Source organism: Mycobacterium sp. SVM_VP21 (assembly GCA_024758765.1).
Lineage (GTDB): Bacteria > Actinomycetota > Actinomycetes > Mycobacteriales > Mycobacteriaceae > Mycobacterium > Mycobacterium heraklionense_C.
Genome location: CP101406.1, coordinates 4,744,122 through 4,761,550, shown reverse-complemented (window position 1 = coordinate 4,761,550; position 17,429 = coordinate 4,744,122). Strand labels below are relative to the sequence as shown.

The following is a 17,429-nucleotide window of genomic DNA, read 5'->3' as shown; positions in this document are numbered from 1 at the left end:
GGGGGAAAGCGGTGGTCAGCGGGACAGGGTGTAGTCCAGGACTACTCGGAAACGTGCGCGGCCAGACATCATGCGCTCGTAGGCCTTCGGCGCGTCTTCGAAGGGCAACGGCTCGATCATGGGCGCGATCTGGTGGGCCATGCTGAAGGCGAGATTGTCCTCGTTGTCGATGGCGGACCCGGTCAGGCTGCCGATAATGCTGCGCCCGCCGAAGATCAGATCGGCGGTCTGCACCGGTATGGGCTCTGGGGACGCGCCCACCACGATGAGTCGCCCGCGCGGCCGTAGCCCCGCGACCAGTCCGGCCATGGACGCGCCGCTGGCAGCGGTGGCGACGATCGCCGTCGCGCCACCGAGGGCGGTCAGCGCCGATCCGGGGTCCTCGGCGGAGCTGTCGACATAGTGGTCGGCACCCAACGTGGCCGCCAGCGAGGCCTTCTCGGTCCCCCGTGCGATGGCCGCCACGCGGTAGCCCATTTTCTTGGCGTATTGGATCCCGAGATGACCCAGGCCGCCGATGCCCTGGACAGCGACCAGCGTGTTCGGCGGGGCCTGACCGGCCTGAAGCGCGTTGAACACCGTGATCCCGGCGCACAACAGGGGTGCGGCGGTGAGGGCATCGAAGCCCTCCGGGATGCGCACCAATCCGCTTGGGCGGGCATAGACGATCTCGGCGTATCCGCCGTCCTCGGTGGTGCCGGGCTGGGGTTGGTCTTCGCAATTGACGAAATCTCCGCGCCGGCAGGAGTCGCACTGATTGCACGGCCCTCCGAGAAAGCCCAGGCCCACCCGGTCTCCGATTCGCCACCGGTGATCGACGTTGGCGCCGACCGCGTCGATGACCCCGACGATCTCGTGGCCGGGCACCACCGGCCGGGTGGGATCGGGGCGTTGCCCCTCCACAGCCAGGACATCGCTGTGGCAGACCCCGCAGGCCAGCGTCCGAATCCTGACGTGATCATGATCGGGTTCGCGCAGCTCGCGTTCCACGAGACTGAACTCACGTTGCCCGGTGACCTGGTAAGCCCGATATGACGCCACGTGTCCTCGTTTCTAGCCTGTCGCGCCGGCCGAGTAGCCGCTGACATCCAGCACAGCAGACCAGCGAAGGCTGCGGCATCGGAATGATGACCACTCTTCGCAATCACCAAGGCAGCACCATGAGACGCGTCATCTGTGCTGGCCAGGTCGGCCGCGCCGGCCTCAGGACAGTCACATGACCTATACCGGCACGCCGGGGAGTCCGCGCACAATCCGGTGGTACCCGATCAGCGCTACCCAGGAGGCCGCCGAGAATGGACGAATTGGCCAGTGCGCAGGTGGCGTTGGCAGCGCTACGCCCGGTTCTGGCGGATCTGACCGACCAGCAGCTGCGGCTGCCGACACCGTGCTCGGGGTTTGACGTGGCCGCGCTCGGTGACCACCTGACCGGCACCATCGCCATGGTCGGGGCGGCCGCCGGGGCCGCGCCGCTGGTAGCCGAAGATGCGGACAGCGCTGGTATGGCAGCACGGGTCGTTCAGGCCGCGACAACGGCCATCGAAGCCTGGCAGCGGCGGGGTATCGGTGGCGAGGTGATGCTCGGTGACCGGCTGATGCCGGCCTCGCTGGCGCTGGGCGTGTTGTCGATCGAATTGGTCGTCCACGGATGGGATTTCGCTCAGGCACTGCACCGGCCGCTGGCGATCACAGCCGAACACTCGACGTTCGTGTTAGGTCTGGCGCGCCGCCTCATCACCCCGGAGAGCCGACGCACCGCCGGCTTCGACGATCCCGTGGCGATCGACACCGATACCGCCGCGCTGGATCGCCTCGTCGCCTACACCGGCCGCCGACCGGGCTAGTCAGGCAACAACAGGCCGCAGGCAGATAGTGAATCGCGAATCTGGTTGCGGCTGGTAATGCCGAGCTTGGGAAAGATCTTGTACAAGTGCGCTGCGACGGTGCGATGCGATACGTAGATCTGGTCGGCGATCTGCCGGTTGCTCAGCCCAGACGCCGCGAGCCGGGCGATCTGCAGTTCCTGAGGGGTCAGTTCGGCGCCCCGCTCTTCGATGGAGACCGCCTCGCCGGGTAGCTGAACCCCGGCGGCGCGCAACTCCCCGCGGGTCCGCTGCGCCCATGGCACCGCGCCACGCGAATCAAACATCCGCAGGGCTGCCGAAAGCTGGGTACGTGCGTCGACGATCCGGCGTTGCCGGCGCAGCCACTCCCCGTAGGACAGTTGGGTGCGGGCATACTCCAACGGGGCCTCGGTGGCGGCGTAGCCGTCGGCGAGGGCGGTGCGAAAGTGGGCCTCCGCGTCACTGCCGGTACCGGCCAGCAGGGCCCGGCCGCGGTGCACGAGCATCAGTACGTGTGCAGAACCCAGTGTCGTAGCCTGCGTGGCGATCTCATCGACGAGGTCACCGATGACCTCGGTGTGATGACTGGCCACCGCCGCTTCCGTCAGATCGGCGATAGCCCAACGACGGGCGCCTCGATCGCGGGTCATCTGTGACAGGTCGGTGAAGGCCTGGTCGTAGTCATGGTTGGTGAGCGCCAAAAGTCCGCTGGCCCAAGCGAGATCGTCAAACCACAGCAACGGGGTGCCCGCAGGTAGATATTGGCGCGCGGTTCCCAGCGCCTGCTGCGCCGATCTGGTCTCCCCTTTCCAGGCGTGGGCCCGCGCGAGCAGCGCGGCGGCAGCTCCGATGCTCAGCGACATGTCGGCGTCGGTGGCGATGCGCAAGGCGCTTTGGGCGCTGATCGTCGCCTCGGTGAGCCGGCCGGCGATGATCTGCGATCGCGCCAATCCGCGCAGTGCCTCGCATTCGATGGTGGGTGCGCCGGCCCGGCGGGAGGCCCGAATCGCGCTACTCCAGCACTGTTGCGCGGTCGGCAGATCCGATGCCGATTCGGCCGCCAGGCCCATCGACATCAATGCCGTGGTGTCGTCGCCGGCTGCGGCGTGCAGCGCGCTGGCGTGGGAACGGAACTGCCGCGCGTATTTGGTGTCTTCGATGGTCGCCAGGGCGACGTCGATGGCAGGGTGGCCGAGGCTCTCGAGTTCGTGCAGTCGGTCGGCCACCAGGTGGCGGTCGGCGTCGTCGAGGCCGTGCATCCGGCACTGCGCCGCGGCGGCGGCCAGCAGTCGGATCTGGGTGCTTCGATGCTCGGGCGCGTCGTCGGCGCCGAACCTATCGGCCAATGCCACCAAGTCGGGGATCGGCGGTGCGACGACTCCAGAGGTGACACCGAGGGTGAATCGTGCGAAGGCGAGTTCGAAGAGGTCCTGCAGGTCCGTGGCCTGCGGTTCAGCCTCGTCGAGAATGTCAATCGCCTCAGCGGTCAGCCCGGCTCGGCAAGCAGGCTCGAGGGCGCTCACCAGCCGGCGCACCCGACGATCCGGCGTCGGCGACAACACTGCGGCGCGCCGCCACGCCGCGGTGGCCTCGGTGTTCGCGCCGCGCTCTTGGGCGAACTGGGCTACCGACTCCAGTTCCGTGGCGATGAGCTCATCGGGGCCGTAGGCGCCGGTCGCTCGCTGCCATACGGCGCGTGCCGGGTCCGTGGCGGCCTCGGCCAGCGCTCGATGAAACGCCGACCGCTGCGACAACGTGGCTGCCCGGTAGGCCACTGATCGGATCAGGGGATGCCGGACTTTCAGGGCACCGTCGCCGACGGTGATCAACCCTGCGCGTTCCAGCGGGTCCAAGCCGGCTTCGGGCAGATCCAAGCGGCGCGCGGCATCGAGTACCTCGGACAGCGAGGTGCCATCGCTGGCCGAGATGAGCGCCAGCAGCTGACGGCTGGATTCCGGGACGGCGTCGAGCTGTTCGAGGAAGACCCGTTCGATGCGCCGGGTGGTGGGCAGCGGTGTCGCACCGTCCCACGTTTGGTCGCCGCCGGTGGCCATCACCGCCTTGGCCAGTTCGGCGATGGCCAGCGGGTTGCCGGCGGCCTCGGCCAGCACCCGGCGCCGGGCCAGCTCGCTGAGCGCGTGTCCGTCGGTGATCGCGTCGGCGATCAGGACCCGGGAGGTCTTGTCATCGACCGGCCCGAGGGCGAGCCGCGACAACGACACCAGTCGGGCTGGTTCACCGTCGAGCCTCGGCCGCGCCGCGCACAGCAGCAGCACCGGCGCGGAGGCCAAGCGGCGTCCGACGAAGGTCAAGACATGCAGCGAGGATCCATCGAGCCAGTGCGCGTCGTCGACCATGAGCATCAGGGGTTGTTGCGCGGCGGCTTCCTCGATGAGTCCGAGCGCGGCGACGCCGATGAGCAAGGGGCCGGCCTCGACGGGTTCGGCCAAACCGAAGGCGCCCAGCAGGGCGCGCCGCTGGTGCTCCGGAAGGGCGTCGGCGTGGTTGAGGATCGGATGCAGCAGCTCATGCACCGCGGCGTAGCCCACCTTGGTCTGGCATTGCACTCCGGCGCAGGACAACACCGTGAATCGGTTGCCGTGGGCCCATTGCGCGACCGCGGTCAGCAGCGTCGTCTTGCCGATTCCCGCGTCACCCTCGATGACCAGCGCGCCGCCCCGTTGCCGCACGGCGCCGGCGGCAACGGTGATGGCCTCGAATTCGTCGCCGCGCCCGATCATCGCCATGGCCGATCGTTACCGGTTCGTCCCGGCTACGCGGCCGGCCGGCATGGCCGCGGACGCGCACCGACTGATCGTGCGCTTGTCCGCCGACCGGGGAATCACGACTTGACCCTAACACCACTGGATAGGAGAATCCAACCCAGAGGTATAGGGTTAGGGGTGCGAGGTGCGCAAAGAAGCGTGGTCGCAGGACAGCTGCCCGATCACACGGAGCATGTCCGTGCTCGGCGAACGGTGGGCAATGTTGATCGTGCGCGAAGCGCTGCTGGGGAGATCACGATTCTCGGACTTCCGCAGCACACTCGGGGTGGCCCCCGACATTCTCAGCTCGCGACTGGCGGCACTGGTCGCCGCCGGGATACTGACCGCGGTCGACTATCAGGAACCCGGAGATCGACGGCGGCAGCGCTACGAGCTGACCTCTGCGGGGCGCGAATTGAGTACGGTGCTGGCCGCGCTGGCGCAGTGGGGACGCACTCATATGCCGCCCGAGCGGGACAACGGGCGACGATTCGTCGACACCACGACCGGCGAACCGGTACGGGCGTGCCTGCGCAATGGCGACGGCCAGGTGATCGATCCCGGGCAGGTCATCTTGGCGGACATGTCGAGGTAGCGACATCGGGCCAGCGCGCAGCGGCGCGATAGCCGCGCTTTCGGTTCGGCGCCCCGGGCGTCGTTAGCCGGGGCCGAAGATCACCGAGCCAGGGCGGGCTCCCACGCATGGCAGGCATCGACACCACGCCCTAGTGGCGCCGTCAACGATATGCCGGGCCTTCACACTGCACGCTTCGTGGCCGCGCGGCGCTTACTGTTGCCATCGAGGCTCGTTTGAACGCTATTTTGAGGCGCTACGCGCGATGTCGCGCATCTTCTGCCGCCGCGCCGACTTGTGGATATAGGTGACAAAGACATTACTTAGAAGCGCGGGCCTACCTCGACTCGTCCGTTGGTGACCACATCTTCCGGCGCTTCTCCGAGCCTGTCGTGGCTACCTCAACCAGCGAGGGAGCCAGCCATGTCTTTCGAGGGCATGATCGTCGCCCACCTGAACGCCTGGGCCTCCCGAGCGGGCACGCTCGGGAGCAGGCGATCTCCGAGATCTGCACACAGAACGTGTTCGTCGGTGAGCCCGCGGCCGCGCTCACCGGGCACGCCAGCGTCAAGACGGCGATCGCCGCTCTGCAGGTGCAGCTCCCGGATACCGTCATCACCCGCACAAGCCCGACGCAGACCTCACACGACCTGGTCACCTACGCCTGGGCGCTGGGCCCCGCCGACGGCCCCGCCCTAGCATCCGGTCGCGACGTACTGATCATCCGCGACGACAAGGTGCCGAATCTCTACGTGATTATCGACGGGTAGTTCGCGGTGGTGGGTGACGCCGAAGCACATGCCATGGCGCACAGCGTGAGATTCAAACACCCGAGGAGCCGCTGGGTTTACCGCACCACAGCGTGACCGTCGTGGCCGGTTGACAGCCGCGCGGGTCACCGTGGGAAGTCCGCTACTCCGGCGCGGAAATAAGGCTCAACCGTACCGCTGAGCTTGACGACCATAAGATGTCGCCCGAAGACCTCAGCGACGAAGGCCAACGCGCGGCTAAGATTGTCGAAGCGCGTTGGCGCGACACGATCCACCTCCACTTGGCGGTTCTGTTCAACGGCCATCCCGATCCCGATGTATGCGAACCTGCCGACATGAGCGCGGTGCTACGGCGTGCCCGGCCCCGGTTGGCGCCGTCATTCCGTCAGGTAATGCTCTCAAATATGCGACTGTAGGTTCTCATGCTGCGCGTCATACGGTGTCGCTCTGAGCTGCGGCGATGCAGGTTGTCTCACGTGTTGTCATCTGGGTTTGTCTCAAGTTCGTGTCATTTCTTCGGCCGTTCTACTGTCCGTTGTCGATCTATCTGAGGCAGGTCGGGGACGCTGACCTGCGGTGCCTCAGATCAAGTGACAATCGGCAGCGGATGGTTTGCCATTTGAACTGGGGTAAGTGGACTTTCGTGGCGGGGAACGAGCGCGGGCCCGGGCTGTCGGCCAGAAGGAACACTGCTTGGCTCCGGCTGGGACCCGAAGCATGAGACACGAGCCCGCGCTCGTGCCGTCGGCTCGGTCCCATCAGCCTCGTTCACCGCTTCCCGGTACGCCCTGACCATCCTGACCATGCCTGGCCGATTCGCTAGTGGATCTACGATCAGCAACTTGTCGGGTCCGTCGGCCGCGATGACGGTGCCGCACGTTGGGCCACCAGCTGGCTTCGCGCAGCAGTGTGGCGATGGCGGGGACGGTGAGGGTGCGCACCAGGAAGGTGTCGAGGAGGAGCCCACAGCCGATGATGAGGCCGGCCTGGATCATGATGGCGATCGAGCCGGTGGTGAGGCCGAACATGCTGGCGGCGAAGATCAGGCCGGCTGAGGTGATGACGGAGCCGGTGTTGGCGACGGTGCGTAGTACGCCGACGCGGATGTTGGGTCCGGATTCTTCGCGCAGCCGTGAGACGAGCAGCATGTTGTAGTCGGCGCCGACTGCTACCAGGATGATGAATGCCAACAGCGGCACCGGCCAGGCGATTTCGTAGTTGAGTCCCCATTGGAAGATCAGGACGCCGATGCCGAGTGAGGCCAGGTAGTTCAACACGACGGTGCCCAGCAGGTACAGCGGGGCCAGCACGGCGCGCAGCAACACCACGAGGATGAGGCCGACAATGAGCAGGGTGGCGATGGCCAGTTGGGCGAAGTCCGCCCGCAGCAGCCGTTGGATGTCGGAGTTGACGGCGGGGAACCCGGCAACCGAGACGGTGACGTCTGCCAGTGATGTGTTGGGGCGCGCCGCGTTGGCAACGTCGACGATCTCGTGCGCCAGGCGGATTGCTGCGCCACTGTAGGGGTCGGGTGTCGATTCGATGGCGAAGCGTGCGGCTTTGCCGTCGGCTGACAGGAATTGTTTCGCCACATCGGCGAATCGGCGGTTCTCGAAGACGTTGGCGGGCAGGTAGAAGCCGCTGGCAGAGTCTGAGGAGGCGCTGGCGCGAGCCGAGTTCTGCAGTTGGGTGGCGATCTGGCTCATCCCGGACAGCAGTTCGATGTTGCTGTCGGCCAAGGTGTGCACGCCGGTTGCCAGTGCTTGGGCGCCCGAGGCGAGTCGACTGATGCCGTCTTGGAGTCGACCTATGTTGCCGGCCAGATCAGTGGGATCACCGAGGGCTCCGAAGGCCTTGTCCAGGCCGGTCACCGCGTTTTGGACATCGGTGAGGGCGCCAGCCACGGTGGCGTTGCTGGTGGGGTTGTAGTGGTCACCGAGGTCGGCGACCTCGGTGAAGAATCCGCTGTCGCGCAAGCTCACCAGAATCTGAACCTGATCACGGATCTGGGCGCATTGCGGCGTGGTGAGGCACCACGGGGAGGTGTTGAGGGCGGCGGCGAGGGGGTCGAGGATTGTGATGGCGCTTTGGGCTTGTTCCGCCAAAGGTCGCAGCCCGGGGCCGGATTGGATTGCGTGGTCGATGGCCGGGGCGGTCGCTGAAAGCTGTTGGAGCAACGGTCGGAACTGCTGGGCCTGAGCGCCCGCGGACTGAGCTTGAGCCAGTATCCCGGTCAGTGGTGTCAAAGCCCTGCGCAGGGTGGTGTCAAGCTGTGCGAGCCCGCTGGCGAGTTGGTCGGCGCCGTCGGTGAGCTTGGTGAGGTCGTCCTTGCGTTCGTTGCCGTCGGCGACGGCGCCAGCCAACTTGTCACCGATCTGGCCGTTCTGCCACGAGAGTCGGGCCTGTTCGAGGCGCTCTCCGGTGGGCCGGGTGATCCCGGAGACTTTGGTGACGCCGGGGATCTGGGAGATGCGGGAGGCCATTTCGTCGAGGTCTGCCAGCCCCTTACCGGTGCGCATGTCGGTGGGGCTTTCCACCACCAGGAATTCAGGGATGACGATATCTTTGCCGAAGTGGTGGTCCAGCAGCTGGTAGCCCTGGTTGCTCGCGGTGCTGGCGGGCTGGCCTTTGCGGTCGTCGTAGCTGATTTTCATTGTCGCTGCGACTCCTGCCAAGGGCAGTAATATGACCAGGCTGGTGATCAATAACCGGCCGGGGCGCCGGACCACCGCGACCGCGACGCTGTTCCAGTACCGGCGGGTGCGATCGGATTTGGGTTCGCCGATGCCGTGTTTGGACGCGAGCGCCAGCACCGGCGGCAGCAGTGTGACGGTGGCTGCGAATCCGATCAGCACTGCGACCGCACACGAAGGGCCGAGCGCGGCGAACACACTCAGGCGGGCGAACACCATAGCCAAAAACGCGAACGCGACGGTGGCCGCCGAGGCCAGGATCACCCGACCGATGCTGGCGGTAGCGTGGATAACGGCCTGGTCGGCGGGCACGTGTGTGCGCCGCTGCTCGTGATAGCGGCTGATCAAGAATACGGTGTAATCGGTGCCTGCACCCAGCAGGATCGCGGTCATAAACGCCACGGTGAACTGCGAGACAGGCATGCCCAGCTCGCCCAGTACCGATAGCACACCGCGCCCAACGGCCAGGCTCACTGCGATCACCAGCAGCGGCAGCAGCGCGGTGAATACCGACCGGTACACGATCAGCAGGATCAGCGCGATCAAGCCGGCAGTCGCGATCGAAATCAGCAGCAGGTCATGCTCGGCAGAGGCGATCATGTCACTGAAGGTCGCCGTCGGCCCCGTCACATACGCTGTGGTCGACGTGCCGGCGAACACCCCAGCGGCGATATCGCGCACCGCCTGCACGGAGGCGGCCGCGGTGGGGTCACCCAGGGTGCCAGCCACACCCACCGGCAGATACCAAGCTTGGTGATCGTTGCTGACCGCGTGGGCCGCGGTGACAGGGTCGGCCAGCAAGTCTTCAACCAGCAGGACGTGATCGGTGTTGGCGCTGAGCCGCGCCACGAGCTGCTCGTAGTGCTGCCGCACCGCGGGGGTTAACCCGGCGGGGTCTTCCATCGCCACGAACACCATCGTTTTGGAACCCTGTTCGCTGAACGCCGCGCTCATGCGGTCCACCGTTTGAAACGACGGGACATCGCCGGGGAGCAGATTTACCGACTGCTGCCGCACCACCGTCTCCAGCTGAGGAAACAGCAGCGCCAGCACGAGCGCAACGCCGACCCATGCCCCCATCACCAGCGCCTTGTGTCGCACCGTGAACCCGGCCAGGGCGGCCAATCGCACGCTGTACTCGCTGGAAGCGGCCGCAGGGGCCGAACCGCCAGTCCGTTTCGGCAGTGTCGCTGTGGTACCCGAGAAGTCCCGATCGCCGTCGATCACCCCACCCCCCATCAAACGAAACTTTCGATATCGCTACGCTACTCATAGTGCCACAGTGGTCGAAACGGGTGCTATTCCGGGCCCCACGCGCGGCCCGGCGTAGGCCATTGCGGAATGAACCATTAACGACGTGCGGCGAGATCTACCTCGGAGTCGTAGGCCTCGGGGACGTCATAGCGGACCACCCGGACCCGCCCTTGCGGCAGGCACGCCATGTAGCCATGGTGCCGGCCGTACAACTCCCAGGCGGTGACCTCCGGATGGGCGTCAACGTCGATGCCGTGTCCGCTCGAAAAGCCAAGGTGCAGCGCACCGCCATCACCGCACCATGCCTGCGTGCACACCGCGCCGGCGAAGTCCAGCAGTGGGATCTCATGAGTCGCGACCCGGGCGGGGTCGATGAACACTGCCTCGATCGGAAAGTCACCGACAGCGGGCAACGTAAGCAGCAGCGGACTGTAGATGACCACCTCATTGCCGTCATCGAAGCCCAACATCAGCCCGCCACGCAGCGACACCCGCTGCACAGTGCACGCTTGGATCCATTGGGTGTACATGGCGCCTCCATCAACCGTCGAGCGATGCACAAATGGTACTATTGGTAGCGCTACACTACTAGCGGTAGCAATCACTGGGTGTCACGGAGCCAATCCGGAACACGATGGCACTGCCAGCGACGAACCGTTTCGCTGGGCTACCGTTGGTGCCATAATCGGCCCAAGCGCGCAACGCCGGCCAAAAACCCGGAAGCAGCGAGGTGAGCGAGGTGAGCAGCCGGTTGCAGTTCGGCCACGATGACAGCAAGGACGATGACGACATCGACCCCCGCCGGATCCGGTCTCGCAATCGCCTACTGGACGCAGCGGCCGCACTGCTCACCAGCGGCGGCGTTGAGGCCGTCACCATTGATGCGGTCACCAAAGCCTCCAAGGTGGCTCGCACCACCCTCTACCGTCATTTCAACAGCTCGTCGCAGCTGCTTGCAGCGACCTTCGAGCGGCTACTGCCCCAAGTCACCCCGCCTGCACCCGCCAGTGGAACGCTGCGCGAACGGCTCATCGAACTGCTCACCCGCCAGGCCGCCTTATTCGACGACGCCCCGCTGCACGTCACCGCGCTGGCCTGGCTCGCCCTGGGCCCCACCGCAACCACCGATCACGCCAGTACCGAGCACGCCCCTAGGGCCCTGCGCGCACGAGTCATTGACCAATACCGACAACCCTTCGACGCCATACTGCAAAGCGCCGAAGCCCGCGCTGAACTCGGCGACTTCGACGTCGAACTCGTACTGTGCCAACTCATCGGGCCATTCGCCTTCGCGCGGATGACCGGCCTGCGCACCATGACTGCCCACGACTGCACACGCATCGTCGACGACTTCCTCGCCTCCCACCGACACAAGGACAGGGAACCCGCAACCACACCGGCCGGCGATAATTCAACCGCTGGTCAGGCAGCAAACAGTGCCTCAGGTCAAGCGAGAACGGATGTTGACCGTCTCTCTGGGTGACGACCACGGGGTGGGGATTCGCCACTGGGGTTGCCGATAGGCCGGTCGGCCGGATCTGCCGGTTGCTTGGGCTCGTGTTCACCATCAGTGTGACGAGGTAACTGATGGGTGCGCGACACCCCGCTAAAGTCTTTGTCGGCTCGCTGGGTGCCGCGCTGTAGTGCTCGCAGGCACTGATGGTGACGGTAGAGGTTGATTTGGCCTGCGTCGAGTCCCGGCTTTTGGCCGGCGAGATCGGCTGTCCGACGTGTCGGAACGGTGTGCTGGGCGGTTGGGGGTATGCCCGGGTCCGCCAGGTCGAGTGACCTGCGGCCATGCCGCCACCGTTGCAGCGCACACTGAGTCGAGGCTACGGGCAGTACCCCAGATAGATTGGCAAAGACACGCCGATACCTCAGATGCCGTGACAATGCCCCACGTCAGATGCCAACGGACATCTACGATCTGCGGCTTATGCAGAGATGACCCGGTGCGCCGGCAACCGGCGACGCGCACATCGTTTCGTCACGTGACCGCCAGGTATCTGGTCGCCCCGAGCCGGCAGCACCTCTGAGGCGACCGTCCGGGTGATGATGGCGCTGGCGGCTCCGTCCCAATCAGTGAAGCCGGCCAAGCCAACGCGCAAGGACGCCAAACAGGTTGTCGTCTGACACATTCGTAATCAGCAAAGTAGCCGCGGCAACGCCCAGCGAGGAGATCGCCACCCATACAGCCGTTTTGGCCACCCGAAGGGACTCCAGCGACGACGTCAGAGACGCTGCCGCAGTCAAAATGCCGCGATAATCCTCGTCTGCGGCCAGCAGCGTTTCGAGCATTCCCATCTGTTCATTCAGTAGGTGCTCATTCATGTTGATCGGCTCACGTATCTCACGGCCGCGTTCGACGCCTTCGGCGACGAGAAACGGCGCTTCTTCGAAGAAGAACTGTGCCGGGTCTCGCCGCCAGCCGCGTCCGTTGTATGCCCGAATGTCTCGGTCAATGCTGCTCATGTCGACGCTGAGGGTCAGCAAGCTAGCTCGTAGGCGGCCCAGCTGGCCGTGTTGGCGGGCAGCGTCTCGCATCGATGCGTACCGCCCCTGACACACTTCCAGCATTTCGCTTATGGACAACCGTAAAAAATAGTCCTCAACCGCGCCTCGGACGTAGTAAGCGATCGAACTGTCATTCTGGCCAAGCCCATAGGACGTAAGCTCCTTCGTGAGGCCGGCGAGGATCTCGGTTCGGTTGCCCCAAATCGCCCACGTTCGGCGATCCTCCATGTCCGAGTCAGTTCGTATATCCCGCTCCCCGATGGTCATTGCCGGGAGCTTGCTCGACCTCTGAACGTAGACCGTATGCGGAAGCCCGAGGGCGCGAACAGCTCCATCAACCCCTCTCGCTGGACGCGTCTCGGGGTAGGCACTTATCTCATCGAACAGGACGACATCCAGTAAAGGCTGCGGCTGTCCATTTGTTGCAAAAAACCCGGGCCACTTAGCGGAAAACCATTGCCGTGCAGCACCATGCAGGCGACCTCGTTCCTCTTGCACCCTTCGGAACGCCACAAAATCGGGGTCCAAGGGTCGTGGCCACTCCCCACCCCGCTTACCCCAATACATTTCAGGCTGGTAATCCCGGTGCCAAGCCTCATCGAGCCGAGATATCGCGTCGTCATCAAGATCGAACTTCGCCATGACAGCCGTGATCCCTTGGCCGATCTGAAGAGCTTTGAGTTCGACTCGATCGAACTCTTTGGGCATCTTTCGACGGACGGCATCATGGCCGATGGCATTGCTACCGCGACGTACAACCTCGCCGAGGTTCCACCACGTCCAGCGGGCTCCCGATCTAGCCTCGTCGGGAGTAGGCATATAGCGGCGGCCGAGCATTCGTAATTGCTTTGTATCCCAGCGGTTTCGATTTATTGCTTGGTCCAGATTTTCCTTAACACTCGGTGGGAAGAGTTCGACGACGAACAGCGACGGGATTCGAACATGGTCAGTGGGTGGAACGGTGCACTCATCCTCATCGCCCCATCGGAAGCCGGCTAGCGCCCTGCGGTGGGCGCGGTACTGCATATTTAGGTTGATGAGGTAGTCGATCGGCGTCAGGAACCGATCAGGCGCCAGCTTGGCTGATCGCGTACGTCGCACCCCATAGAGAACTTTCTCGATGCGTTCAAGACTTCGGTCGCGCTCGTCGCGAGCGGGCTTACGACTTGGGTTCGCCGCAGCGGATTGTCGCGGCTCTTCGCCGGCTGTCTTCTCTTCGGGCCAATCGCCCTCTCCGGTCATGATGACGATGTTAAGTACGCATGGCGACAGCAATCCCCCAGGCGCGCGGACCGCCGCGCGCGTCTCGTCCGCCGAAAGGATCGCAGAGTTGCCTGGAGTCCGCCCAGGTTCGTTGTTGAATCTGTAGCCGTCGCAGTCCGGCGACCAAGTCGAGCGTCGAGCACCGGGCGAGTCCACCGGACTCGGGGTAGACGCCTTCGTGTCCGACGGCCATGTTTCGATAGGGATCTCCCGTCAGTCAGCGTCGACAACAAGAGGAGGTCTGGGCATGCCCGACGTCATTGCCGACCACTACATGCTTCTGAAGGTCGAGCGCCGTAGCGGGACCTTCTCCGTCGTTCGCAAGGCGATTGATGATCGCGACGAATCATTTGTTGCAGTTAAACTGCTCTCCGGTCAGTCCGACGATGTGACCCGGAAGGTCTTCAATAACGAAGCGACGACGCTCAAGAACCTTTCGCACCCGAACATCGTGCGCTGCCGCTGGTCCGGCATAGACGAGACCGCCACCTACGTCCTCGTCCTGGACTGGGTCGAGCGGAACCTCGACGATGTTCTGAAGGCATCCGGGCCTTGGGACTCGTGGGATCGTCTGGCTACCGAGATAGCGCTGCCGTTGGTGGATGCGCTCGCCTACACCCATCTGAAGCAGATAGAGCACCGAGACATCAAGCCGCAGAACGTCCTTGTCTCAGACTCCGGCGTTCCACTGCTCGCAGACTTCGGAATCGCGAAGATCCGGGGCGAGGCACCAGCAACTTCGCATACCGTCGCAGCCTGGCATTCGAAGCCGTACGCACCGCCGGAACTCAACGCAGATATCCAGTACGTGCGAGACGTCTACTCAATGGGTGTTCTCCTCATTCAATGCATGACCCAGGAGCAACTTAAGGACCTCGCAGGTGTCGAACGGGCATTGGAGACAATCCCCGTTCCTCCTGATGTTCGGCATCTGCTGGGCTCGTGCATCGCCACGCAGCCTGACGCCCGGCCTAAGAACGCCGGCGACCTCCTAGGCGGCTTAAAGGCCATCCAACAGCGCAGACGGGCGCAACAGCAGCTCGCGCGAAATCCCGTCTGGCTGCGTCTTACGAAATCGGCGGTCAGAGCGCTGGCGGGTAGCGATGACGCACGACAGGAGGCGATCGGCAAGGCAAACGCCGACCTGTCGGGGGATGTCTACGCCTCCTTCTTCAACGACCAGGAGTCGGGCGAACCCCAGCGTGACAGCATCCGCATCGACGGCGAGGCTTGGAGCTTCACTTTGAAGTCCGACGAGAGCGGCGCTGTGATCATCAAAGCGGCAGAGTTGGACTTCGAGCGACTTGAAAATCACAGGCGCCGAGCACTTCTGGTGCCGAAAATCTTCGACTGGATGTTTAGCCAGCCGGCCAATCCTGTTCTAGCCAGGACCGGCATCGCCACCTTGATCGACACCGTCGATGCCTTCTACGCCGCTCGGGATCACGCGGACCCAACTGACGGAGGGGAGCGAGACGGCGACGAACTATTCGACATCTGGCGTCGAGTACTGAATGCCCGCGAAGAGCTTGCCCGCGGAGAGAAGAAGCCACTTCCCTACAAAAAGTGGCAGGCACGGGGCCGCGAGGCCACGTTCATTCTAGAAACCGCGGTAGATCACGATCTAGTCGGCACAGAATGGCGCGTTCGAGATTTGGTGACCGACCGAAAGCTCGGATGGGGCGAAGTCATCGATCACGAGGCCGACCGAGTTGTCATCCTGAGTGCTCGGAGGTGGGAGGGACTTCCCGACCGGGCCGTCCTCGATCCGCACCTTGGCCCCGACGAAGCGGCTCTGAACCGGCAGCGTAGGGCCGTCGACGACGTTCAGCGCGACAAGTCAGCCCGCTCGGACCTACGGGAGCTGCTGCTCGATCCCGGCCGCAACACGGAGCCCAAGTCGGCTCCGATCCAAATCTGGAACCGCAATCTGGACGAACGCAAGCGCCAGGCCATCGAGACAGCGATGGGATCGCCTGACATCTTCGTTGTCCAAGGACCACCGGGTACAGGCAAGACGAGCTTCATCGCTGAGCTCGTTGAGCAGACACTGCGGGTAAACGCCGAGGCACGGGTGCTCATCGCCTCGCAGACGAACGTCGCCGTGGATAACGCACTGCAGCGACTTGCCGACGGCGGTCAAGCCAGCATGGTCAGGCTCGCAAGCGCTGACCCGAATCGCGTCGATGAATCAGTGCGGCACTTTCTGCTCGATGCTCAGATGAAGCGTTGGGCACGAGCAGTGCGCAAGAACGCGGAGAGTCACCTCGGAGCACGTGCCACTGAAGCGGGGTTGCCACCGTCACATCTGCGAGCCGCATTGGCGCTACAGCAGTTGTCCGCCGCCCTGGCACAACTCGACCACCTCCAGGCCGCGCGTCCAGATGACGAGGAAGATCAGCGGTCGGAGTTGGCAACATCCCTGTCAGAGCCAACCTCCACAACATCGGTGCAAGACAGGGTCGACGCGCTGGCTGACCTCCGAGATGAGTTACTAGCCGAGGCGCAATCCGAGCTGGGCAGCGACCTGACTCTGTCAGTCGAGATGACTGCAGAGGACACTATGACTGCTGTAGATGCCCTCATAGGTGGAAGCAGCGAGGCGCAGCAGCTACTAACCCGGCTCCAGTTGCAGGGCGAATGGCTGCAGCGGATCGCCTCGGATCCTGGCCTCGCAAACACGTTCCTCGACCAGACGAGCGTTATCGCTGGAACCTGTGTCGGATACCTCAGGCATCCCGCCGTGCGGCATCTCGACATCGACCTGTGCATCGTCGATGAGGCGTCTCGAGCAACCCTCACCGAAGCCTTGGTGCCGATTTCCCGAGCCAAGCGCTGGGTCGTCGTCGGTGACACAAACCAGCTGCCGCCAGTCGACGAAGACCTGCTGCGAAACAAGGATCTGATGAATGACCACCAGCTTCTGCCCGAATATGTCAAACAAACGCTCTTCCAAAGACTGACGGACCGATTGCCGGAACACTCCCAGGTGATGCTTAATCAGCAGTACCGGATGATCCGCCCGATCGGTGACATGATCTCGACCTGCTTCTACAAAGAGCAGTTGCGCTCCCCCAATGACGGCGGGCTCGACGGCTATTCTCTGGGTTACGGCAAGCCCGTACTGTGGCTCGATACGTCGGCACACGGCGAGGCTCGCCGAGAAGCAGCTCCCCAGGGCAGGGGCAAGAGCTTCGCGAACCGTGCCGAGGCTCGCATCGTCGTCGATCGACTGACGGTGCTGAACGGATCCATCGACAAGCAGGTCGTCGGCCTGCCGAGGAACCGTGAACGGCTAGATGTCCTTGTGATCGCGCCATACGTTGCGCAAGTCGCCGACCTAAAACAGCAGCTTGCTCCCCTTGGTAACCGATTGCGGCACCTGTCGATCACGGTTATGAGCGTCGATGCCGTGCAGGGGCGTGAGTCGGATGTCGCCTTCTTCTCTGTGACGCGCAGCAACTCCAGGGCTGAACTCGGCTTCATCGGCCCCGACTACTGGCGACGAATCAACGTTGCGCTCTCCCGAGCTCGATTCGGCCTCACCATCGTCGGCGACGCTGGCTTCGTCAGAGGTACAACCGGTGCCTTGAAGAAGGTCCTGACCTATGTCGAGACACATCCGGACGACTGCGAACTGCGGACGGCGGAGCGATGAGTCTTACGTCGGCCGAAATGATTCGGCGCCGGTTCGGCGACCACAGGCCGGGTCTCCAGCTGATTAGGGTGGTCGATGCCGCCCTACCGGTCAC

The 17,429-nt window shown here is 64.3% G+C and carries 10 protein-coding genes and 1 pseudogene; 6 read left to right on the top strand and 5 right to left on the bottom strand.

What is annotated here, in order from left to right; translation table 11 throughout:
• Nucleotides 1-15 precede the first annotated feature (15 nt).
• Complete coding sequence (locus NM962_22245) at nucleotides 16-1,041, bottom strand: alcohol dehydrogenase catalytic domain-containing protein (protein UVO12523.1); 1,026 nt, start codon at nucleotides 1,039-1,041, stop codon at nucleotides 16-18.
• Between the two features lie 254 nt (nucleotides 1,042-1,295).
• On the opposite strand from NM962_22245, the gene NM962_22240 reads away from it, so the two are divergent.
• Nucleotides 1,296-1,844, top strand: coding sequence for a TIGR03086 family metal-binding protein (locus NM962_22240; GenBank protein ID UVO12522.1), 549 nt, complete (start codon nucleotides 1,296-1,298; stop codon nucleotides 1,842-1,844).
• On the opposite strand, the gene NM962_22235 is transcribed toward NM962_22240, so the two are convergent.
• Entirely contained in the window at nucleotides 1,841-4,591 is a 2,751-nt protein-coding gene (locus NM962_22235) for an AAA family ATPase (GenBank protein ID UVO12521.1), read from the bottom strand. The two genes, NM962_22240 and NM962_22235, sit on opposite strands and share 4 nt — an antisense overlap.
• A 163-nt stretch (nucleotides 4,592-4,754) precedes the next feature.
• Here NM962_22235 and NM962_22230 point away from each other — a divergent pair, with 163 nt between their 5' ends.
• Nucleotides 4,755-5,204: a helix-turn-helix transcriptional regulator gene (locus NM962_22230; GenBank protein UVO12520.1), complete on the top strand. Its 450-nt coding sequence runs from the start codon at nucleotides 4,755-4,757 to the stop codon at nucleotides 5,202-5,204.
• 371 nt (nucleotides 5,205-5,575) lie between these two features.
• Nucleotides 5,576-5,953 (top strand): hypothetical protein, encoded by a 378-nt coding sequence (locus NM962_22225; GenBank protein ID UVO12519.1) that lies wholly within the window; start codon nucleotides 5,576-5,578, stop codon nucleotides 5,951-5,953.
• Between the two features lie 758 nt (nucleotides 5,954-6,711).
• Here the strand turns inward: NM962_22225 and NM962_22220 are convergent.
• A complete protein-coding gene (locus tag NM962_22220; GenBank protein ID UVO12518.1) occupies nucleotides 6,712-9,885 on the bottom strand; it encodes an RND family transporter in 3,174 nt (1,057 codons plus the stop codon).
• Nucleotides 9,886-9,995: 110 nt separating this feature from the next.
• The gene (locus NM962_22215; protein ID UVO12517.1) at nucleotides 9,996-10,430 is read right to left on the bottom strand and encodes a DUF6188 family protein; all 435 of its coding nucleotides are present in this window, start codon (nucleotides 10,428-10,430) and stop codon (nucleotides 9,996-9,998) included.
• A 209-nt stretch (nucleotides 10,431-10,639) separates the two neighbouring features.
• On the opposite strand from NM962_22215, the gene NM962_22210 reads away from it, so the two are divergent.
• Together NM962_22210 and NM962_22205 are read left to right on the top strand one after the other, a co-directional pair.
• Entirely contained in the window at nucleotides 10,640-11,383 is a 744-nt protein-coding gene (locus NM962_22210; GenBank protein ID UVO12516.1) for a TetR family transcriptional regulator, read from the top strand.
• 176 nt (nucleotides 11,384-11,559) lie between these two features.
• Nucleotides 11,560-11,685 (top strand): annotated as a pseudogene (locus NM962_22205) (helix-turn-helix domain-containing protein).
• 294 nt (nucleotides 11,686-11,979) lie between these two features.
• On the opposite strand, the gene NM962_22200 reads toward NM962_22205, so the two are convergent.
• Nucleotides 11,980-13,656 (bottom strand): hypothetical protein, encoded by a 1,677-nt coding sequence (locus NM962_22200; GenBank protein UVO12515.1) that lies wholly within the window; start codon nucleotides 13,654-13,656, stop codon nucleotides 11,980-11,982.
• A gap of 268 nt (nucleotides 13,657-13,924) precedes the next feature.
• Between NM962_22200 and NM962_22195 the strand changes: the two genes are divergently transcribed.
• Entirely contained in the window at nucleotides 13,925-17,335 is a 3,411-nt protein-coding gene (locus tag NM962_22195) for an AAA domain-containing protein (GenBank protein UVO12514.1), read from the top strand.
• The last annotated feature ends 94 nt before the right edge of the window (nucleotides 17,336-17,429 follow it).